This is a genomic window from Thioalkalivibrio sp. XN279 (assembly GCF_011089885.1).
Lineage (GTDB): Bacteria > Pseudomonadota > Gammaproteobacteria > Steroidobacterales > XN24 > XN24.
On sequence record NZ_JAANBD010000028.1, the window covers coordinates 395,519 to 417,260 of the forward strand.

Below are 21,742 nucleotides of genomic sequence, written 5' to 3' on the forward strand. Positions count from 1 at the left end.
CCTTCAGGGACGCCGCGGGAACTTGTCGAAATCGGGCTTGCGTTTCTCCAGGAAGGCGTCGCGGCCCTCCTGGCCCTCCGCCGTCATGTAGAACATGGCGGTGGCATTGCCGGCCAGCTCCTGGATGCCCGCCAGGCCGTCGGTGTCGGCATTGAAGGCGCACTTGAGCATGCGTAGGGCCGTCGGCGACAGCTCCAGCATGCGCCGGCACCACGCCACCGTCTCCTCTTCCAGCCGCTCGAGCGGTACCACCGTGTTCACGAGGCCCATGTCCAGCGCCTGCTGCGCATCGTACTGCCGGCACAGGAACCAGATCTCCTTGGCCTTCTTCATGCCCACGGTGCGCGCCAGCAGCCCGGCGCCCAGCCCGGCGTCGAAGCTGCCGACGATCGGCCCGGTCTGGCCGAAGCGTGCGTTCTCCGCCGCGATGCTCAGGTCGCAGACCAGGTGCAGCACGTGGCCGCCGCCGATGGCCCAGCCGGCCACCATGGCCACCACGGGCTTTGGCAGGCGCCGGATCTGCATCTGCAGGTCGAGCACGTTGAGGTGCTGCGTGCCGGTAGCGTCCTTGTAGCCGCCCTGCTCGCCACGCACGCGCTGGTCGCCGCCGGAACAAAAAGCCTTGCCGCCCTCGCCGGTGAGGATGATCACGCCGATCGAGGGGTCGTGGTGCGCGTGCGTGAAGGCGCGCTGCAGCTCCATCACGGTTTCCGGCCGGAAAGCGTTGTGCACTTCCGGGCGGTTGATGGAGATGCGGGCGATGCCCTCGGCGTGCTGGTACAGCACGTCCTGGAAATCGAGCTCGGAAACAGTTGTCCAATCCATTTGCACACCGGCTGCTGGGCGAAAAACGCACATTGTACTTGGGGCCGGCAGCCCGTCCACCGGGTTCTGCCGCAAGGCGGGACGCTGCCGGGCGGCGCGGCCGTGCGTGCTACACTTTCGCGGTTCTGACAGACCGTTTTACACCGTGGATTCAACTCCGCTCGAGTCACACCCGCAACTGGCCTTCGTCGACGAGCTGCAGCGGCGGCTCGCCCGCGCCCTTGCGGGTGCGCCCGGCGCAGGGTTCCTCAGCCTCACCCTGCCGGTGCGCGACTTCCCCGGCAGCCCCGGCCTGCCGTCCGGCGAGCCCGCGGTATGGTGGGGCCGTCCCGGCGAGCAGCGCTTTCGCGCCGGCGCCGGGATCGCCTGGGAACGGCAGGCCGGGGGGCGGCAGCGCTTCGCGACACTGGCTGCCGCTTACCGGGCGCTGTGCGCGCAATGGCGCGCCATCGGCGTCGAGGGCGCCCGCGGGGCTCGCAGCGCCTTCCTCGGGTTCGCCTTCAGCCCGGATGCCGCCGGCGAGCCGCTGCCGAATGCCCTGCTCTCGGTGCCGCGGGTGGTTGTCGAGCGCCGCGGCACCGGCACCGTGATGCATTTCAACGGCGCCGCCAGCGAGGATCACGCGGCCCTGCTCATGGACTGGACGCGCACGGCGCGCCGGCTGGTGGCCGCCGCCTGGGCTGGCACGCCAGCCACGGACGCAGCGCCGCCCGGCCCGGTCGATGCACGGCTCCCGGCGGGGGATCCCACCTGGCCCGAGCGGGTGCGCGAAGCGCTCGACGCCATCGACCGGCTGCCGCTGGAGAAGCTGGTGCTGAGCCGCAATGTCCACCTCTCGCTGGGCGCGGCCCCGGAACTCAACCGCGTGCTCGAGCGGCTCGCCGCGCGCTACCCGGAAGCGGCCGTGTTCGCCGTGCAGCGCGGTGACGCCAGCCTAGTCGGCGCCTCGCCCGAGCGGCTGCTCGGACTGGAGCACGGCCTCGTAGTGGCGGACGCACTGGCCGGCTCGGCGCCGCGCGCCACCTGCGACGACGCCGACCAGCTGCTCGGCGGGCGCCTGCTCGGCGACCCCAAGGAACTGGCCGAGCACGAGGTGGTGGTGCGCGAAATCCTCGCGGCGCTGGAGCCCCTGTGCACCGCCGTGATGGCCTCTCATGCGCCCGCGCTGCTGCGGCTGCAGAACGTCCAGCATCTCGCCAGCCACGTGCACGGCCGGGTCAGGCCCGAGGTGGGCGTGTTCGAGCTGTTGCAGCGAATGCACCCCACGCCGGCGGTCGGCGGCGCGCCGCGCGGCGCGGCGCTGGACTGGCTGCGACAGCACGGCGAGGCGAATCGCGGCTGGTACACGGGCGGCGTCGGCTGGCTGGACGAGGCCGGCGGCGATGTTTGGGTCGCCCTGCGCTGCGCACTGCTCGAAGGGCGCGAGGCCTGCCTGTATGCCGGCGCCGGCATCGTGGCGGGCTCGGAACCCGACCAGGAATTACGCGAGACCGGCTGGAAGCTCCAGCCCATGCTCGAGGCCCTCGCGCTTGACTGACCGACCCCAGCCCGACCGCGGCGGCGCAGCTTGGCGGCGCAGCGTGGCGTTGCTCGACGGGCTGGCTGGGACCGGGCTGCGTCACGTCGTGGTGTCGCCCGGTTCGCGTTCGACGCCCCTGGCGCTGGCTGCGGCCCGCTGCGAGGCCTTCACCCTCCATGTCATCGCCGACGAGCGCTCGGCGGCTTTTTTTGCGCTCGGCCTGGCCCGGGCCACCGGCGACCCTGCCGCGCTGATCGCAACCTCGGGCTCCGCACCGGCGCACTGGCTTCCCGCGGCAATCGAGGCCTGCGAGGACGAGCAACCACTGCTGTTGTTGAGCGCCGACCGCCCGCTGGAACTGCTCGATTGCGGCGCCAACCAGGCCACCGAGCAGGGCCGCCTGTTCGCGGCCCACGCGCGCGCCGTGCTGGCGCTGCCGGCCGATGCCGGCGATCAACATGCCCGGGATGTCGGACGGCGTGCAGCAGCCGCCTGCCGCTGGCCCCGTCCCGGCCCGGTGCACGTCAACGTCGCGCTGCGCGAGCCGCTGGTGCCCGCGGATCCGGCGGCCTGCGCAGCCTGGTCGCCCGGCCCTGCAGCGGTCCAGGTCCCGGCCAAGGTCACGCCCTCGCTGCCCGCGCTGGCCGGCTGGGCGGCGCGGCTGCGCGGGCGCACCGGCGCCATCCTGGTGGGCCGGCTCGCGCCCTCGGACCCGGCCGCGGAGGCCGCGGTCGACCTGGCGCAGGCGCTGGACTGCCCGCTCATCGCCGATCCGCTCTCCGGCCTGCGGCATGGGGGTCATCCCGGGGCGCGCGTGATCTGCACCGCAGACGCCTTCCTGCGCCACCCGCAGGCGCCGGTGCCCGACTGGCTCATCCGCGTCGGCAAGCCGCCGGTGTCGCGCTGCGTCGAGGAGTGGGCGGCACGCTGCGGCGATATCCTGCTACTGGGCGGCCACATCGCCTGGACGGATCCGTTGCGGGCTGCAGCCCGGGTCGTGCTGGGGGACCCGGCCGCGAGCCTGGCGGCGCTGGCTGCGGTGGCGCGACGAGCCGAGCTGCAGGCTGCGCCGTGGGATGCACTCGACCGCCTGGACGCGGCGGCACGCGCAGCGCTGGCCGGTCTCGAGGCGCCCCCGGCCGAAGCCGCGCTGGTGCGTGCAGCGGCGGCCGCTGCCGGCAGCCGGGCGCCGCTGTTCGTCTCCAACTCTCTCGTGGTGCGCGACTTCGACAGCTTCCTGGACCGGGACGGGGAGGCGCTCGCCCTGCACGCCAACCGCGGCGTCAGCGGCATCGACGGCAATCTCTCCACCGCGGCCGGCATCGCGGCGGGTAGCGGCCGCGACACCCTCGCCGTGCTGGGGGACCTGGCGTTGTTCCACGACCTGAACGCACTTGCGCTCCTGCGCGACGTGCCGGTGGTGGCCGTGGTGATCAATAACGGCGGCGGCGCGATTTTCGGCCAGCTCTCGCAGGCGGGACTGCCCGAGTTCGAGCGGCTCTGGCTGACGCCGCCCGGACTCTCTGCGGAACGGGCCGCGGCGCTGTTCGACCTGCCTTATGCCAGGCTGGACACGGCAGCCGATCCGGAAGCCAGGTTGCGCGACGCCCTCGCGGCCGGGCGCGGGACGCTGCTCGAATACGTCGTCGATCGGGCCGCAAGCCATGCCGGGCGCAAGGCCTGGTGGGACGCCCTCGCCGGCGCGGGCACGGCATGACGGGCATCCAGGACAACAGGGAGAAACACCAGTGAAACCCCGCAGTGAACAGCCGGCCATTCGCATGATGATGATGCCGAAGGACACCAATGCGCTGGGCTCGATTTTCGGCGGCGTCATCCTCTCCCTGATCGACCAGGCCGCATTCGTCGAGGCCAGCCGCCAGGCCTCGCGCAAGTTCGTCACCATCGCCATGGACAAGGTGGAATTTCACAAGCCGGTGAAGATGGGCGACATCGTCAGCCTGTGGGCCGACACCATCCACATCGGCCGCAGCTCGATCCGCGTGCGGGTCGACGTGCTGGCGCGCTCGCGCTCCATCGACGAAGAGGTCCGGGTCACCAGCGCCGAGGTCACCATGGTGGCCATCGACGCGCACGGCCAGCCGACGCCCATCCACATCGACGACCCGGACGCGCCGGCCACGGCAAATCCGCGCTGACGGTCGGCCGGAGAAGCTACGCGCCGAGCAGCCGCGCGGTTTCGCGCGCGATCTGCAGCGCCTCGTCGGCGGCGACCACCAGCACTGTCGCGCGACTGTCGTGCGCCTGCACCTGGGCCGGCAGCGGCCCGGCCTCGGCATTGCGCGCCGCATCGAGGCGCACGCCCATCACTTCCAGGCCGGCGCAGATGCGCGCCCGCACGTCCGCGCGGTGCTCGCCGATCCCGCCGGTGAACACCAGCGCATCCAGCCGGCCCAGCGTCGCGGCCAGCGCGCCCACGTGCCGCCGCGCCCGATGGCAGAACACCTCCAGCGCGAGCACCGCGCGCTCGTCGCCCGCCTCGGCGCGCCGCCCGATCTCGCGCATGTCGCTGTCGCCGCACAGGGCCAGCAGCCCGCTCTCCGCGTGCAGCAGCCGGTCGATCTCAGCCGGCGCCAGCCCCGCCTCGCGGGCCAGGTAGCCCGGCACGGCGGGATCCAGGTCGCCGCAGCGCGTGCCCATCACCAGGCCTTCCAGCGTCGACATGCCCATCGAAGTATCGATGCTGCGCCCGTTCTGCACCGCGGTGGCGCTGGCGCCGTTACCGAGGTGCAGCACCACCAGCGCAAGGTCACCCGGCTCGCGGCCGAGGCAACGTGCCGCAGTTTCCGCCGCGTAGCGCACCGAACTGCCATGGAAGCCGTAGCGACGCACGCCGTAATCTCGCCACCAGGTCTCGGGCACGGCGTAGCGCCAGGCATGTTCCGGGATGGACTGGTGGAAAGCGGTGTCGAACACCGCCACCTGCGGCGCGTGCGGGAAGGCCGCCATGGCCGCCTCGATGCCGGCCAGGTTGGCAGGGTTGTGCAGCGGCGCCAGGGGCACCAGGCCGCGGATGCGCGCCAGCACCGCGTCGTCGATGCGCACGGCTGCGCTGAACTCGGTCCCGCCGTGGGCCACGCGATGGGCCACGGCGTCCGGCGATCCGTGCTGCGTGAGCTGGGCGATCAGCCCGGGCGCGTCGGGCGTGCCCGCATGCTCGATCATGCCTGCGGCCAGGGCTTTTTCCGCGGGCATGTCGTAATAGCCGAACTTCAGCGTCGAGCTGCCGGCGTTGAGCACCAGCACCCTCACCGCGAGAACTCCTGCGCCTGGACTGCGGTGATGGCCACGGTCTTCACGATGTCGCCGATGCTGGCACCGCGTGAAAGATCGTTCACCGGCTTGTTGAGGCCCTGCAGCACGGGCCCGACCACGATCGCGCCGCCCGAACGCTGCACCGCCTTGTAAGCGTTGTTGCCCGAGTTCAGGTCCGGGAACACCAGCACCGTGGCGCGGCCGGCCACCTCGCTGCCCGGAATCTTGGTGCGGGCCACGGTCGCGTCGACCGCAGCGTCGTACTGGATCGGTCCTTCCACCGGCAGGTCCGGCCGGCGCTCGCGCACCAGCGCCGTGGCCGCGCGCACCCGCTCGACCTCGGCACCGGTGCCCGACTCCCCGGTCGAATAGGACAGCATGGCGATGCGCGGCTCGATACCGAACATGCGCGCGGTCTCCGCGGAGCTGATGGCGATGTCGGCGAGCTCCTCGGTCGTCGGCTCCGGCACCACCGCGCAGTCGGCGTAGACCAGCACGCGGTCGCGCATGCACATGAACAGCACGCTGGAGGCGATGCAGACCTCGGGCCGCGTGCGGATGAACTCGAACGCCGGCCGGATGGTATGGGCCGTGGTCGTGACGGCGCCGGAGACCATGCCGTCGACGTCACCCAGGTGGACCATCATGGTGCCGAAGTAACTGCGATCGCGCATCATGTCGAGCGCACGCTCCGCCGTGACGCCACGATGCTGGCGCAAGCGGTGCAACTCGGCCGCGTAACGCTCGAGCCGGTCCGAGTGCGCCGGGTCGATGATCTCCACGTCCTCGAGGTCCAGCGCCAGCGCCGAGATGCGCCGGCGGATCAGCGTCCGGTCGCCGAGCAGGACCAGCTCCACCGCGCCGCGCTTGAGGAGGATGTCGGCGGCGCGCAGGATGCGCTCCTCCTCGCCTTCGGGGAGCACGATGCGCTTGCGGTCGCTGGCCGCGCGACGCATCAGTTCGTACTCGAACATCAGCGGCGTCATGCGGGCGGGACGTTTCAGGTCGATGCGCGCCTCCAGCGTCTCCACCGACACTCCGGCCTCGAACAGGCCCAGCGCGCGCGCCACCTTGGACTCGTCCTCCGCCTTCAGCCAGGCGCGCACCTCGTGCACGCGCGTCGCCGTCTCGTAGGTCTCCTCGGTCACGGCGAGCACCGGCAGCGACTCGTCCGACAGGCCGCTGACGAGGTCGCGGATCTGCAGCGTGGGTTCCAGCCCGCCGGTGAGGACGATGCCGGCCAGGCCGCTGCCCGCGGTGGAGCGGTTGGCGACGAAGCTGCCGAGCAGGATGTCGGCACGGTCGCCGGCCGAAATTACCAGCGAGCCCGGCTCCAGGCGCGCGAGAAAATGCGACAGCTCCATGGCAGCCACGCGCACCCGCGTGATGTCGCGCCGCAGGGACTCGGGCGAGCCGTGCAGCAGCCGGGCGCCCAGCGCCCGGGCCACGTCATCCACCGTCGGCCGCGCCAGCGCCGGATCCTCCGGCACCACGAACAGCGGTTCGCCGTTGGCCTGCGCGGTCGCCAGCTCGGCGCGCAGCGCCCCGAGATCCTGCGCGTCGGCGCGATTGACGATGGTCGCGGCGACGTCGCAGCCGCGCGCCTGGAACACCTCGCGCGCCACCTTTATGGCGTTGTGGATCTCGTCCGCAGTGCGCCCGCGGCCGCTGATCACGGGGAGGATCGGCGCGCCCAGGTTCTTCGCCACGGCGGCGTTGAAATCGAACTCGAAGGCGGACGAGACTCCGGTGTAGTCGGTGCCCTCGCACAGCACGAAATCGCACTGCGCCTCCAGCGCCTTGTAGCGTTCCAGGATGACCTTCAGCACCTCGTCATGGCGCCCCGCGGCCAGTTCACGCTGCGCCTGCTCGTGCGTGAACGCGTACACGGCGCTCACGCCGATCTCGAGGCCGTAGCGCCCGGCGATCAGCGCCATGTCGTTGTCAGGCGCGTCGGCGGACGCGACCACGGGCCGGAAGAATCCCAGCCGCGCCCGACGGCGTGACAACAGTTCCATCACGCCGAGCGCAACCAGCGATTTGCCGCTCATGGGCTCGGTGGCCGCGATATACAGGTTGTCCGCCATGCGCCTAGCATGACGCGCTGCGGCAGGCGCGGCAATCGCGGGATGCCGCGATGGCGGCCCGCCCTGCCCTGCCTCCGGCCTTGCGCCTTCATCCAGGCGGGCGCTTCCCCTGGCCGCGGCCGGGCCATTGCATGGTCCTTCTCGCTTGGAAGTCTTATGCCGCTCGAAGGACCATGCAATGCCCAGGCCGCTACTCATGTGATGCCCGCTGCGTTGCCGGCGCAAGGTCGCGGGGGATGGCGGTGTTGGCGGGCCAGCCCGTGCGGCAAGCCGCGTTTAGCTCGGTGAGTCAGAACGGCGACCCGAGCCAGACATCGTCACACCCGTCACGGGCCTGCCACCGAACCATCCCGTTTCCGACAGCGACCTGGCCAGCGTGCGCTACGGGGTCAGACCCCCTTACCGGGACAGCGGCTGGGTATGACAGGGTCCTGCGAGCGGCATAAGAATTCCAAGTGAGCAGGGCCCTGTCATGCCCAGCCGCGGACAGGTCTTAAGGGGCCGGGGCCGGGGTCGGAGCAGCGGCCCGGGGCCGGTCAGTCGCGCGCCGGACCCCAGACGGGATGCCCGTGCACATGCTCGTGCACCTCGCCGCCGTGGCGGTGTCGATGCTGGTGCGCGAGATTGTTCGCCAGCAGCAGGGGCATGTCGCCCAGCGCGTCGGCGACGGGGCCGTCGAACGCGACGTGGTGCTGCTCGGAGAGAATCACGGCGCGGCTGCCGAGCTCCGGCGCCAGCGCCATGTGATGCGTGGCCACCACCGTGGTGATGTCACGCTCGCCCAGCCAGTCGATGAGCCAGCCCACGGTGCGCGGATCAAGATTGGCGGTCGGCTCGTCCAGCAGCAGCACCTCCGGTTCCACCGCCAGCAGGCAGGCCAGGCAGAGTCGCTGTTTCTCGCCGCCGGAAAGCTGCGATGGATGCTCGTCGAGGTGGCGATCGAGGCGCATGAAGCCGGCCCAGTGCCGCACGCGTTTCCGCGCCTCGTCGGCCGGGAGATGACGCAAGCCGAAACCGATCTCCTCGGCCACCGTGGCGTTGAACAGCATCGCCTCCGGGTGCTGGAACATCAGCGCCACGCGGCGCCGGAAGCCGGCGGCGAAGTCCCGTGCCTTGAGCGCAGCTGCATCGACCTCGCGGCCCGCGAAGCGCATGCGACCCGCGCTCGGCAGCACCAGCCCGTCGAGCAACTTCAGCAGCGTGCTCTTGCCGCAGCCGTTGGCACCGAGCAGCACGACCCGCTCGCCGGACGCGATCGACAGGTCCACGCCGGCGAGCGCGGTGCGCCCGTCCGGGTATTTCACCGTGACCTGTTCCAGCGCGTACAGCACGCCTGTGGTGGCCTCAGTCATCCAGCGCCCCGCGCGAACGCATGCCCTGCGTCAATGCCTCGGAGTTGTACATGGCCTTGTCCAGTGCTGCCAGCCCCAGCGCCGCACCCGCGCGGTAGCGCTGGCGGAGCGTGGGCGGCAGGGTGCTGCGGCTCTGGACCGCGGCGCGATACTCGGTGGCCAGGCGACGAAAGACCGTGACCTGGCTGCGCACGATCGCGAGCCAGCGCCGCGCAGCCGGGTAAGCCGCCAGCGCACGATCCAGGTCGATGTCGCGCACGGCCCAGGCCGTCAGCAGCGCCAGCAGCACCACGCGCAGGTTGAGCAGCAGGAGGTAATCGACGACGGGGCGTTCCTGCCACCATGCCAGCACCAGGTAACCGGCGGACAGCAGCAACAACACCGGCGCGACCGCGCGCGTGGCGCGCCACAGCAGCCGGCCGCGACCGCGGCCGGAGCCAAGCAGCACCAGCGCCATGGCGACGGCCAGGACAACGGGTTCGTGCACCAGCGTCGTTGCCACCACGGCCGCGAGCCAGGCCCACAGGGCGAGGCGGTGCCTCATGTTGCGGCCTCCACCCAGCGCCGCTTGTGCGCGTGGCGTAACACCAGCACGGTCAGCGCCGCCTCCCCCGCCGCGATGAAGGCGTGCGGCACCAGCAGCGCCGGCAGCGTCACGGCAGGGCCGAAGGGGAAAAACAGCGGTGCGCCGTCGGGGCCCTGCGCGATGCTCGGCTGCAGGCCGAGCACCAGCGCCAGCAGCAGCGCCGCGACCATCACACCGCTCCAGGTGGCGATCGCGACTGCCGCGGTTTCGTTGCGGCCGCGCAGCAGGCGGTAGCCTGCCCATGTCGTCCAGGCGGCCACGAAGCCCAGCGCCAGCGCATTGACCGGCAGGGAGGTGATGCCGCCGGCGCCGACGACGACGGCCTGCAGCACCAGCACCAGGGTGTAAGCCAAGGAGGCGATCCACGGCCCGAACACCAGCGCCAGCAGGCCCACGCCGACGATATGTCCCGACGTCCCGCCCGGCAGCGGCAGCATCAACGTCGAGAGCAGGAACGCCAGCGCCGTGAAAACTGCCAGCCGCGGCAGCATCTCGTCGCCCATGCGCGCGCGCAACCGGCGCGCCGCCACCACCCACAGCGGCGCGGCGAGCGCGAGCGCCGGCAGGTAAGTCTGCGGCGAGATCAACCCGTCAGGGATGTGCATCCTCAGCCCGCCGCCGCACGGCGACTGCGCCACAGCGCCCAGATGCCGAACAGGCCGAGCAGGTAACCCAGGCCGGCGAGGACGCGGCCGGCGTAACCATGGCTATGCGCATCCTGCGCCGCGGTGACGGTTGCAGCGCTGCCCGCTGCATCGACCGCTACGCGCACCACGGTGCCATGCCCGTCCGCAGTGAACACTTTGACCTGCCACTCACCGGGCCGGTCCGGGCGAAAGCTGACTTCCCCGATGGCGTTGACCTGCCCGACCTGGAACGGCGTTCCGTCGCCGGGCGCGAGAATCTCGTACGACTCGAATTGGGGGCTGTCCCCACCCGCGAAGGACAGCTTCAGCACCAGGGCGTCCGCGTCGACCATCTCGTGCAGCAGGGCGTGAGCCGCGCCGGTCACCGGCGCCAGCGCGATCGCCAGCACAGCCAGCGCACCTGCAAAGTTCAGCAGCTTGTTCATGCCTGAAAACCCTTGCGAGACTGCACCCTGGGATGGGCGCGGGGTAAGAGAATTTACGGAATCTTCTTACCACCCGTGCCGGCGGCCCTCAATAGGGGTTTTCCGGGCGGGACTCAGTCGTGGGCACGACGATGGGAATGTCGATGGGCGTGCTGGTGCGCCTCGTCCGTGCCCGGCGCAGGGATGCGATGCAGCCGGCCGTGATGAATACCGGGGCGCGCCATCACCGAGTCCCCGAATGCCTCCACCTCCGACGACGGGCCCTTCAGCAAGACCGCCTCCAGGCAGTTGTCGTGGTCGAGGTGCATGTGCAGCGTGGTGACGGTGAGGTCGTGGTGGGCGTGGTGCGCTTCCGTCAGCCGCTTGCTGAGCTCGCGCTCGTGATGGTTGTAAACGTAGGTGAGGACGCCGAGGCATTCCGTTTCCGGGTCCTTGTCCAGCCGCTCGCGCGCCAGCGCGTCGCGGATCAGGTCGCGCACCGCCTCGGAGCGGTTGCGCGCCCCCTTGCGCTGCATGTAGTCGTCGAACTGGCGCGCCAGCTCGGCCTCGAGAGACACCGTGAATCGTTCGCTCATCTCGTCTTACCTCCGCCCGCCACGCAGCACGCGTCGCGCTTGCTGCAACCACCGGCTGCATCATAATGCAGCGCATGAGCGAGCCGACAGCCTGCCCGAACTGCGCCACCCCGCTGCAGGGCCGCTACTGCCACGCCTGCGGCCAGAAGCGCATCGAGCCGGAGGAACAGCGCTTCGGCTGGTTCCTGCGGCAGCTGCTCGAGTCGCTCACCATGGTGGACGAGCGTTTTCTCGGCAGTCTCGGCCGGCTGCTGTTCCGCCCCGGGTCGCTGGACCGCGACTGGCTGGAGGGGCGGCGCAAGCGCAACCTGGCACCGCTGTCGCTGTTCCTCATCGCCAACGTCGTCTATTTCTTCTACCCGCCGCTGTCGGACCTCAACCTGTCCCTGGCGGAGCAGCTGGCGCAGCCGCATGGAGCGCTGGCGCAGCAACTGGTCTCCGCGCGCCTGGAGGCCCGCGGTATCGAGTTCGAGGACTACGCGCTGCAGTACCAGGCGGAGGCAACCAACCTGGCCAAGGTGCTGGTGATCCTGCATGCGCCACTGTTCGCCCTCGCCCTGCTCGCGCTGCACTGGCGCCGCGGCCGCTATTTCGTCGACCACCTCGCGGTCAGCCTGCATTTCTGGGCTTTCCTGCTGTTCGTGGTGATGGTCGTGCCGTGGCTGTTGTGGCTGCTCGTGACCGCGACCGGCCTGGGCTCCAAGGCCCTGCTGCAACTGACGCTCGCGGGCATCGTGCTGGCCTACGCTTGGCGGCAGATCCAGGTGGCCTACGCCCAGCCGGGCTGGCTGGCGCTGGCGAAGCTGCCGCTGCTCTTGGCCGGCCTCGTCGCGGCGCATCTCGTCTACCGCGCGGTCCAGTTCTTCGCCGCCTTCGCGCTCAGCTGACCGGGGCCCGCCGAGATTGACACCCCCTGCCCCGGCGCGGACAATGCCTCGCCTTCGGAGGGGTGCCAGAGTGGTCGAATGGGCTTGACTCGAAATCAAGTGTACGGTTTACCGTACCGTGGGTTCGAATCCCACCCCCTCCGCCACTCCAAAGCCCAGTCAGTCTCCAGGATTCGAACCCACGGTTCATAACGAGCGGGTTCGAAATCGGAGCCGGCGCCAGCCGGCGGAGATGCCGTCCCGCAGGGGCGGCCCATCCCACCCCCTCCGCCACTCCAAAGCCCAGTCACTCTCCAGGATTCGAACCCACGGTGCATAACCAGCGGGTTCGAAATCGGAGCCGGCGCCAGCCGGCGGAGATGCCGTCCCGCAGGGGCGGCCCATCCCACCCCCCTCCGCCACTCCGGCTCATAAGCGACAGATAACAAATAACTTTTTATCTGTCTGACATATCCCCCAAAAGCCCCCTTAAACAGGCCCTGGCTTCATCGACCGGTGGCGAATACTGCTTCCAGACCCTCGGGGCGATTTCTTGCCAAGCCGCGCCACATGCCGGACATTGCCAAAGCCCCGGACTTATCTCCTCCGGTCGACAACCCGGTGAGAACAAGTCGCGACCATCGCGAATTGATGAACCACGACTCATGCCATGAGTTTTAAACGCTCGTGCCGCCTCGGGTGACCGGGCATTTCCTGAGAGCAGCTTGTATTCCCTTGCAGCGCGGCTTCGCTGCCGAAGGCCCAGCCGGGTATTTCAGCACCTTGGTCTTCACCAGCACGGATCTGGGGCCCGCTCCGATTCTCGCGAGACCGCGCGTCACGGTCCCTCATGCCCACCCCCAAAACAGAACCTAAGGTTCCATTAGGGACGGCCGATATGAATGTCTCGGGATGGAATCTCTGGGAACTCGCGCGTGCCCTCCAGCCAGGCGAGGCTCCCGAGAATGGGTGCTACTTAAGCTTGGGCAATGGCAACGCTCAAGCGGTGGATCGGTTTGGTAGATGTCATGTTTTCTTGCAGCCGCCCAAACGGCGTCAGGATCAGATTGGGGCTAGCCCCGCTGCGTCACACCATTACGATCCATGGCGCGATGCTGTCTTTCGCACGGAGCTCAGAAAAGAGCCCGGGCTGGCCAGATTTTGCGACGTGGCCAGCGCCGTGCACTGCGCGGTCCCTGGTTGATCGATGATGAAGCGAGTTCTTACGGTATTCCTGCCTTTGGCGATCGTGTTTCTCGCCGCCTTCTGGTATCTCCAAGACACGACCGTTCGCAGCAAACGTAACATCGTCGAAGCGAGCGAGGCTCGCATCGTCGCGCTGCAGGCACAGACCGCCGCGCGCGCCTTGCAGGATCTCGCGACTGACCTGCAAGTTCTGGCGAACGGGCCCGCCTTGCATCGCTATCTGTTGCGTCGTGATTCCGAAGCCTTGCGCCGACTTGAAATGGAATTCCTCAATTTCTCCGGGCACAAGAAGCGCTACGATCAAATCCGATTGCTCGACCTCCACGGCATGGAAATTGTCCGTGTCAACTTCTCTCGCGACGGTCGGGCCGAGATCGTACCCGGGGAGCAACTTCAACCCAAGGGCGGCCGCTACTACTTCGCGGAGTCCATCAACTTGGCGCCAGGCCAGATCTTTATCTCTCCGCTCGACCTGAATATTGAACATGGCGCCATTGAAGAACCCCTCAAGCCCATGATCCGCCTGGGCATGCCGGTAGTCGATGAGATGGGGCGGAAAAGGGGCGTCGTCATTCTCAACTATCTGGCCCAGTACTTAATCGATGCCGTTGAAAGCAGCGGCAGTGAACTCCTGGGCGATTTCTCGCTGCTGAACAGCGAGGGCTATTGGCTGGCCAGCGTCAAGCGGGACCAGGAATGGGGATTCATGTACCCGGAGCGCAGTCATATGACGTTCAAGGCAGCGTTCCCAGAAGCGTGGGAGCTGATGCAAGTGACGGATTCCGGCCAGTTCCAGTCCCCCAAAGGGCTATTTACTTTTACGAAGGTTCTCCCCCGGGTTACCGGCCGCCAAAGCGAGCGGAAAGACTCGTCCGATATACCTCGTGACCCTTCGTTGGCCTTGGCAACACAACAGCATCGGTGGCGTATTGTCTCGCACGTCTCCAGCGCCGCTCTATGGCATCAGGTTGCCTCACCACTCTCATCCATGATCGCCACTTTGCTCGGGGGACTGAGTGTGCTGGGCGCGCTCGCTTTTGGCGTCGCCAAGGCCCATGCGCGCGTCGCCAAGGAGCACGAAGGACGACTACGCAACATCGAGGTGCTGCGGAAAAACCAGACTGAGTTGATGAACCAGTTGCACTTCAATCAAACGTTGATTGACAGCATACCGGCGCCAGTATTCTTCAAGGATACCGAGGGGCGTTATTTGGGCTGTAACAAGGCATTTGAAGCATTCATCGGCAAGACAGCGGAGCAGTTGATCGGCAAGAGCGTCTCTGATCTTGCCCCCCGTGACCTTGCGAGTGTCTATTTCAAGCAGGATCAGGAGTTGTTCGATAACCCGGGCCAGCAAGTTTATGAAAGTTCGGTCGTGTATGCGGATGGCTCACGCCATGAGGTTGTTTTCTATAAGCACACTTTTACCAATCACCACGGTGAAATGGGCGGATTAATCGGCGTGATGCTGGACATCACCGACCGTAAGCGCATGGAAGAGCAAATCAGGCACATGGCTCAGCACGACGCTCTGACCGGCCTACCCAATCGCAATCTTCTCGAAGATCGTTATCGGCAATGTGTTCACCGTGCGCAGCGTGAACAAAGCTCGTTCGCCATCCTCATGATGGACCTGGATGGCTTCAAAGGGGTGAACGACACCCTAGGACACAAGATCGGCGATCTCTTGTTGCGACAGGTGGCGAAGCGGCTCGCGCAATCCATGCGTAAAACCGACACGCTATGTCGGATAGGCGGTGACGAATTCGTCGCTCTATTAGAGGAAGTGCAAGAGCAAGAAAATATCATTCGCGTGGCCGAGGCAATTCTCGAGACGCTGGGCAAACCCTTTATTCTTGGTCCGGAGCAAACTGCCCGGATAGGTGTAAGCATCGGGGTTGTGGTCTCAAGAACTTATGACGAAGCTCTGGACACCCTACTTACGCGCGCCGACATGGCTATGTATCGGGCCAAGCGAGACGGGCGCAATCGATACGAGTTTTTCGATTTGGAATCGCGTTGGATGCCTGATCGATGCGCCCGAAACGGCGAATTTGTCCGGCCTGGTACTGATGAATGTTGAGTCGGGCCCGGGACTGTCGATGGTCGACGTGTGTCGTCGACCCGGCCTTTCAGTCAACCGCCCCATTTCCCGGGAGTTTACCGACAGCCTGATCCAGCGCGGTAAGTGCGTCCGCGACAGCCTGGATGCGGTTCTCGAGCGCATGGATGTCACAGGCCGGGTCTGCAGCAGCGCGCTCCAACTCCGCCGCCCGCGTCGTCAGCGCCTCAGCGCCCAGGTTGGCTGCCGCACCTTTGAGCGAGTGGGCGGCCTGGCGTAGTGCGGTGAAGGCCCCGTTCTCGAAATGGCGCCTAAGCTTCGCGGCGTCATCGCGGTGGTAGCTGATCAGCTTCCTCAGCAGTGTGGCATAGACTTGGAAATTGCCCCCGAAAACGCGTGTCGCAATCGTAGTATCCAGACCATCAATCCTGGCCAGGGCCTCGTCGAGCGTAGGTGCCAGAGTTGCGGGCTCGACGTCCGACAGCGCCGACGGGTCGAGTCGCAGCCAGCGTGACATGGTCTCGTACAAATTGTCCGGCTCCACTGGCTTGGCAATGAAGTCGTTCATGCCTGCCTGTTGTGCCGCCTCGCGATCTTCCTGGAACACGTTGGCGGTCATCGCCAAGATGGGAAGGAACTGGCGGTTGGGATGGGCGCGAATCTCCCGTGCAGCCGAGAGGCCATCCAGTTCCGGCATCTGCAGGTCCATCAGCACCAGGTCATAGTCGCGCCCGGCGACCTTCTCGACTGCTTCGCGGCCGTTGACCGCTGTGTCGACCTCGACGCCGGCGCCATGAAGAATCTGCAACGCGACCTCGCGGTTGATGGGGTTATCCTCAACCAACAGTACACGCGCACCGGCCAGTCGGGCCAGCGGCTGCCCCTGGTGCACACGCTCGGCGTCTTGCGACTCGACCGGCTGGACCCCATGGCCCCGCTCCAGCCGAACCTCGAACCAGAAGCGGCTACCGACCCCTTCACGGCTCTCCACACCGACCTGCCCGCCCATCAACTCCGCCAGCCCGCGTGTAACAGACAAGCCGAGGCCGCTGCCACCATATTTGCGGGTGATTGAGGGATCCGCTTGCTCGAAGGAAGTGAACAGGTGCCGGACACGTTCGGGCGCTATGCCCGGTCCGGTGTCCTCGACAGAGAAGCGCACGGTGAGGCCCGCCTCATCCTCACCGAGCAGGTCCGAGGCGATGCGAATCCGGCCGCTTTCGGTGAACTTTACGGCGTTCCCGGCCAGGTTGAGCAGCGCCTGGCGCAGCCGCGCCGGGTCGCCACGCAACCAGTGCGGCACGTGGTCCTCGTCCACCTCGACTTCGAGTCCCTTGGCGCTGGCGCTCGCCGAGATCATGGATTGGATCTGGTTGAGCACGGCGGAAAGGTGGAAGTCGCGATGGTCCAGCACGAACTTGCCAGCCTCGATCTTAGATATGTCGAGGATGTCGCTGATGATGGATAAAAGGTGCCTTGCAGCGGCATCGACCTTCGACAGCTTTTCTGCCTGGGCGTCGCTCGCGGATTCCTGCCGCAGCAGGTGTGCGAGCCCGATGATGGCATTCAGCGGCGTACGGATCTCGTGGCTCATATTGGCGAGGAAGGCGCTCTTGGCCTTGCTGGCAGCATCGGCCCGCGCGCGGGCTTCCACCAGCTGCGCCGTCCGCTCGCTCACCAGCGCCTCGAGGTTGACTCGGTGCCGCTCCAGCTCTTCCTCGAGGCGCTTCGACTCCGTCACGTCTTCTTTAACGCCGACGTAATGCGTGATCCTGCCATCCGGCTGGCGCAGCGGCGCGATGTGACCGAGCTCAATGTACTCGCTGCCATCCTTGCGCAGGTTGAGGAACTCTCCGCGCCATGCGCGGCCGCTTGTCAGCGCCGCCCACATGGCCTCGTAAAAGGCGCGCGCCGTCTTGCCGGATTTCAGAATCCGCGGATTTCGGCCGAGCACCTCCTCACGCTGGTAGCCTGAGACGCGCGTGAAAGCCTCGTTGACGTACTCGATTTCCGCATCCAAATTGGTGATGACGATACTGTTGGGGCTCTGCTCAATGGCGAGCGAGAGCTGCCGCAAGCGAGTCTCCATGCGGCGCCTTTCCAGGATCCGCCAGGCCTCGTCTGCTATCAGGCGCAGGGTCTCGACATCGGCTTCGGTGTAGTCACTCTCCTTGTCACCGAGGCCGGCCAGCATCACCAACTCACCTTGGTCGAGCACCGGCACGGTGATCAGCCGGCGCAGTTCGGCCTGCTCTAGCGGATCGTTAGATACCACAGGAGTCCGGCGGCGCACCGATTCTTCCCAGATTCCGCCGGGCGGCAATGTGCCCGGTTGGAGACGCTGGTTGAACGAGACGCGACTGCCGGTCAGCTGCCTCGCCAGCCCTTGCGCATACTCGACAAACACGCGCTCGTCCATGATCTCGGCAGCCCGGGGCAACTCGAGCATGGCCTCAGCTCGGCGCGCCTGCAGCTCCAGGGCCTGCCGGGCCAGGTGTCGTTCGGTCACATCCTCTGTGAACAGGATGATGCCACCTACTGTGCCGTCAGCGGCACGCCAAGGCACCACCTCCCAGTTGACGAACAACTCGGTGCCGTCAGCGCGCGGGAAGCGGTCGGCTGTAACGCGCACGGTCTCCCCCACCAGGCCCCGCCGATGCGCCTCAAGCCTGCCTTCGTCAAGGTCGGGAAACACTTCATAGTGCGAGCGGCCACGGGTTTCCAGATCACCACCACCATAGGTTTCGCGCCACATGCGTGTGGTCGCGAGGTAGCGCATCTCCCGGTCGAATATGGCGATCGGGGCCGGCGTATGCTCGATGAACAGCTCGAGTTGCTCCTCGCGTTCGCGGAGGTACTGCTCGCGCCGCCGGGGTTCAGTAATGTCCTGGACGATGCCCGCCATACGACGCGGCCCGCCGCTTTCGGCCGTCGAGTGTCGCCCGGTCGCCCAGATCCAACGCAGGGCACCGTCACGCCGGACTATGCGGCACTCGAAACTCCAGTCCGCGCGGTCTCGTATTGCTGTTTGAAACGCCTCGTCCACACGCGCGCGATCTTCCGAATGGACGTGCTCGAGGAATACCTCGTAGCTCCATTCCGGCAGCAGCTCCTCATAACCGAAAATCCGGTCATGCTGCAGCGTCCGGAGGGCCGTGTGATCGACCAGGTCAAGATCCCAGGCCCCAATGCGACTGGAATCCAACGCGAAGCGAATGCGAGCTTCGGCTTCATCAAGTGCCGCCCGCGCCTGTTTTCGCTCGGAGATTTCGCGCACCTGGCTCTGGCGGTAGACAATACCCCCAAACTCGATACTGTTGGAACTCACTTCGACCGGGAACACCACGCCGTCGCGCCGCTGGTGCAGGGTTTCGTACAAGGTGCCTACGGCCGGCTCGCGCCACTGCGCCTCAGGGTCTCCCAAGGTCTCGGGCGCTTGCAACTCGCGGATGTTCATCCGCAGCAGTTCGTCGCGAGACCAGCCATAGACCTGGGCCGCAGCAGCATTGACCAGTGCGATGCGACCCTCGGTATCGGCCAGGAGCAGGATATCTCGCGCGTTATCCAGCAGCGCCACCAGCGCTTCGCGCGATGCGTTCTCTAGCAGCATCCTCAACTACGCCCCGGTTCCCGTGCTCCCGTGCTCTCGAACCGGAGCTTCGCAGCCCTTGTCATCTGCGTAAATTGTGGCAGTCCGCAATGACGCCGTGCTGCAATGCAGCGCGGGGTCAACCGCGCATGAGCCGGGCCGCGCTTGTCTCTAGTCTGTTTATTCGCTGGCTGCGCGCAGCCACTTGAGCAAGGCGCGATAGATCGCCTCGGGCTCCACGGGCTTGCCGATGAAATCGTTCATACCGGCATCGAGGCACGCCTGCTTGCTCTCTGAGAATACATTGGCTGTCATGGCGAGGATCGGCACTTGCTCTCTGCCAGGAATCTTGCGGATCTCGCGCGTGGCTTCAAGCCCATCCATGACCGGCATTTGTACGTCCATGAGCACGATATCGTAAGGGTGGCCCGAGGCCTTCTCCACCGCGGCTTTTCCGTCTTCTGCCTGATCAACTTCAAGCCCGACGGACTTGAGGATGTGCGTAGCCACTTCCAGGTTGATCGGATTGTCTTCGACCAGCAACACCGTCCGCCCCGAGAACGCCGTTCGCAATCGATCCGCCGGACTGTCCTCATCGACCGATCCCGGGCGCAGCGAGACCATGGTCGCCCGCTGCAGCTTGGCGGTAAACCAGAACGTGCTACCCATGCCAAGTCGGCTGGTCGCGCCGGCTTTCCCACCCAGAAGCTGTGCCATCTTCCTGACAATCGACAACCCCAGGCCGGAACCTCCCTTGGCAGTATCCGCCAAGGGGTTCACTTGCACGAAGTCACCGCTCATCAACTGCTCGAGATGTTCCTGGTCAATTCCTACCCCGGTATCCGCGACCTCAAATCGAATCAACAATTCGTCACCGGTATCCTGCTCAACGCTAGCGCGCAACTCGATCCTGCCGCGTTCAGTAAACTTGACCGCATTTCCCGCATAGTTGAGCAGGGCCTGGCGGATCCGAACCGGATCTCCGCGCAGCCAATCCGGGATGCCCTCGATGTCTATCAAGACGTCTACCCCCTTGTCGGCCGCCCCCTGGCCGACAATCTCTGCCACTTCCTCGAACACCGCCCGCACTGGGAATTCGACGGTCTCGAGCTGCATGCGCCCGGCCTCGATTTTCGACAGGTCGAGGACATCGTTGATAATCGACAAAAGGTGCTGACCTGCAGCGACCACCTTGTCCAGCCGTTCGAGCTGCTCCGGGGGCAAGCCGCTTGCCTTGATGATGTGGCTCATACCGATGATGGCGTTCAGCGGCGTGCGGATTTCATGGCTCATGCTCGCGAGAAACGTGCTCTTGGCTTTGTTTGCGGCTTCCGCATTCGCGCGGGCGATCTCGAGCTCCTGTGTACGTACCGTGACCAGTTCCTCAAGGTGCTCGCGATGCCGCTCGATTTCCTCTGCGTATAACTTCTGCGCCGTAATATCTTCGGCGAGAACAATCACGCCCCCAACCGAGCCATCAGCAGCCGGCCATGGGCGCACCTCCCAGCGAAACCAGCTGGAACGGCCATGCCCAAGATCGAGACGGTCTTCCTGGTTGGTGACAACCTCACCCGCCAAGGCGCGTTGATGGGCCTCAACCTGGTGTGACTCGAGCTCAGGAAACACGTCATAGTGTGAGCTACCCGGAGTCTCGAGGTCTCCTCGACGATAGGTCTCTCGCCACTTCCGGCTCGTCGCCAGGTAGCACATGTTCCTGTCGAACATGGCCAAGCCTGCGGGCGCATATTCAATAAGGACCTTAAGCTGTTGCTCTCGTTCCCGCAGCTCCGCGCGCGAGGCCGTGACACGCTCCTCGGCTTCGCGGCGTTCACTGATATCCTGGAAGGCGCCTTGAACTCTGACGATCCTTCCCGAAGAATCCCGCACCGGCACGCCGAGGGCACGTACCCAGACACGACGTCCAGTCACCGTGATGATCTGCAGTTCGACGTCGAACGGTACGCCATTCTCTGCACATGTGCGGAACAACGTGCTCATCTGGTCACGATATTCCGGCGCATAGAAATTGATGGCATCCTCCTAAGAGACCGTGCTACCAGGCTCCATGTCATGGATGCGACAAACCTCGTCAGACCGAGAGACCGTGTGGCTCTCGAGGTCCACCTCCCAGCCACCGATCCGGGCGACCGAGGCGGCCATGCTCAACAACCGCGAATTATCCTGGAGCTGGCGCTCCATTGAACTCGTGTAGAGCTTGCGATGGGTGATCCACCACAAGATCACCGCCATGGCCATGAATACGAAAAGATTGAAGATTGCCGTGCGCTGCAGTGCTCCAAACATCTGCGTTTGCAGGCGCCCTGGGCCGGAGTAAACAGTCAGTTTGCCAATGTGACGAGGCTCGCCTTCGTAGACATACGACAGCGGAAACTCATAGGATTCGAGATTGGCGAGATCGCCACTGGTCTCCAGCAACGGCTGATAATCTTCCAGCACATACTCGGATACGGCTACAGCGTCGATATACGGAAGTCCCAACAGTCCCTGCGAAATCAGTTGCAGCTGATGCGCTTCAAAATAAAACACTGCGGCAGCGGTAGAATCGAGATAACTCCGCTCTATCAATTCGAGTGTCTGGTCCCGAGTCTCTACTTCCTGCGTGTAATAGATGTGGGCCTGAAATAACAAGCTAATCGCAGTGACAAATACGCTTGCGAGCATGATGAAGCCGATTTGCTTCAGGCTCGGACGATCCATGGTCATGAG

16 protein-coding genes and 1 tRNA gene are annotated in these 21,742 nt (G+C 66.2%); 6 read left to right on the top strand and 11 right to left on the bottom strand.

All coding sequences use genetic code 11. The features are described from left to right. Positions 1-3 precede the first annotated feature (3 nt). A complete protein-coding gene (gene menB / locus G8346_RS11455; RefSeq protein ID WP_166051323.1) occupies positions 4-825 on the bottom strand; it encodes a 1,4-dihydroxy-2-naphthoyl-CoA synthase in 822 nt (273 codons plus the stop codon). A gap of 145 nt (positions 826-970) precedes the next feature. On the opposite strand from menB, the gene G8346_RS11460 reads away from it, so the two are divergent. From G8346_RS11460 to G8346_RS11470, 3 genes are read left to right on the top strand one after another with little or no spacing between them, the layout of a single operon-like run. Then, positions 971-2,362: an isochorismate synthase gene (locus tag G8346_RS11460; RefSeq protein WP_166051325.1), complete on the top strand. Its 1,392-nt coding sequence runs from the start codon at positions 971-973 to the stop codon at positions 2,360-2,362. Next, positions 2,355-4,061 carry a 2-succinyl-5-enolpyruvyl-6-hydroxy-3-cyclohexene-1-carboxylic-acid synthase gene (menD, locus tag G8346_RS11465; protein ID WP_166051327.1) on the top strand — a complete coding sequence of 569 codons (1,707 nt, stop codon included), beginning with the start codon at positions 2,355-2,357 and terminating at the stop codon, positions 4,059-4,061. Before G8346_RS11460 ends, menD begins: the two co-directional genes overlap by 8 nt. A gap of 31 nt (positions 4,062-4,092) precedes the next feature. Continuing rightward, positions 4,093-4,503, top strand: coding sequence for an acyl-CoA thioesterase (locus G8346_RS11470; RefSeq protein ID WP_206202707.1), 411 nt, complete (start codon positions 4,093-4,095; stop codon positions 4,501-4,503). Between the two features lie 16 nt (positions 4,504-4,519). Here the strand turns inward: G8346_RS11470 and G8346_RS11475 are convergent, their stop codons facing one another. From G8346_RS11475 to nikR, 7 genes are all read right to left on the bottom strand, one after another. Next, positions 4,520-5,617 carry an acetate/propionate family kinase gene (locus G8346_RS11475; RefSeq protein ID WP_370520619.1) on the bottom strand — a complete coding sequence of 366 codons (1,098 nt, stop codon included), beginning with the start codon at positions 5,615-5,617 and terminating at the stop codon, positions 4,520-4,522. Further along, positions 5,614-7,707 carry a phosphate acetyltransferase gene (pta, locus tag G8346_RS11480; protein ID WP_166051330.1) on the bottom strand — a complete coding sequence of 698 codons (2,094 nt, stop codon included), beginning with the start codon at positions 7,705-7,707 and terminating at the stop codon, positions 5,614-5,616. Before pta ends, G8346_RS11475 begins: the two co-directional genes overlap by 4 nt. A gap of 536 nt (positions 7,708-8,243) precedes the next feature. After that, on the bottom strand, positions 8,244-9,059 hold the full coding sequence (locus G8346_RS11485; RefSeq protein ID WP_166051332.1) for an energy-coupling factor ABC transporter ATP-binding protein: 816 nt from the start codon (positions 9,057-9,059) through the stop codon (positions 8,244-8,246). Next, positions 9,052-9,603 carry a hypothetical protein gene (locus G8346_RS11490; RefSeq protein WP_166051334.1) on the bottom strand — a complete coding sequence of 184 codons (552 nt, stop codon included), beginning with the start codon at positions 9,601-9,603 and terminating at the stop codon, positions 9,052-9,054. Before G8346_RS11490 ends, G8346_RS11485 begins: the two co-directional genes overlap by 8 nt. Next, positions 9,600-10,250 carry an energy-coupling factor ABC transporter permease gene (locus G8346_RS11495; RefSeq protein ID WP_166051336.1) on the bottom strand — a complete coding sequence of 217 codons (651 nt, stop codon included), beginning with the start codon at positions 10,248-10,250 and terminating at the stop codon, positions 9,600-9,602. Before G8346_RS11495 ends, G8346_RS11490 begins: the two co-directional genes overlap by 4 nt. A 2-nt stretch (positions 10,251-10,252) precedes the next feature. After that, a complete protein-coding gene (locus tag G8346_RS11500; protein ID WP_240901438.1) occupies positions 10,253-10,717 on the bottom strand; it encodes a hypothetical protein in 465 nt (154 codons plus the stop codon). 113 nt (positions 10,718-10,830) lie between these two features. Continuing rightward, entirely contained in the window at positions 10,831-11,292 is a 462-nt protein-coding gene (gene nikR / locus G8346_RS11505) for a nickel-responsive transcriptional regulator NikR (RefSeq protein WP_166051339.1), read from the bottom strand. 74 nt (positions 11,293-11,366) lie between these two features. Here nikR and G8346_RS11510 point away from each other — a divergent pair, with 74 nt between their 5' ends. The 3 genes from G8346_RS11510 (at position 11,367) to G8346_RS11520 (ending at position 15,447) form a co-directional block, all read left to right on the top strand. Next, positions 11,367-12,179: a DUF3667 domain-containing protein gene (locus G8346_RS11510; RefSeq protein ID WP_166051341.1), complete on the top strand. Its 813-nt coding sequence runs from the start codon at positions 11,367-11,369 to the stop codon at positions 12,177-12,179. A gap of 56 nt (positions 12,180-12,235) precedes the next feature. Next, a tRNA-Ser gene (locus G8346_RS11515) sits at positions 12,236-12,325 on the top strand. A 1,040-nt stretch (positions 12,326-13,365) separates the two neighbouring features. Further along, positions 13,366-15,447 (top strand): sensor domain-containing diguanylate cyclase, encoded by a 2,082-nt coding sequence (locus tag G8346_RS11520; protein ID WP_166051351.1) that lies wholly within the window; start codon positions 13,366-13,368, stop codon positions 15,445-15,447. Positions 15,448-15,496: 49 nt separating this feature from the next. On the opposite strand, the gene G8346_RS11525 is transcribed toward G8346_RS11520, so the two are convergent. The 3 genes from G8346_RS11525 to G8346_RS11535 all read right to left on the bottom strand — a co-directional run bounded on the left by G8346_RS11525 (position 15,497) and on the right by G8346_RS11535 (position 21,739). Further along, a complete protein-coding gene (locus G8346_RS11525; RefSeq protein ID WP_166051353.1) occupies positions 15,497-19,036 on the bottom strand; it encodes a PAS domain S-box protein in 3,540 nt (1,179 codons plus the stop codon). Between the two features lie 159 nt (positions 19,037-19,195). Further along, complete coding sequence (locus G8346_RS11530) at positions 19,196-21,046, bottom strand: response regulator (RefSeq protein ID WP_370520645.1); 1,851 nt, start codon at positions 21,044-21,046, stop codon at positions 19,196-19,198. Positions 21,047-21,055: 9 nt separating this feature from the next. Further along, positions 21,056-21,739, bottom strand: a complete 684-nt coding sequence (locus G8346_RS11535; RefSeq protein WP_166051357.1) for a hypothetical protein — start codon at positions 21,737-21,739, stop codon at positions 21,056-21,058. Positions 21,740-21,742: the final 3 nt, after the last annotated feature.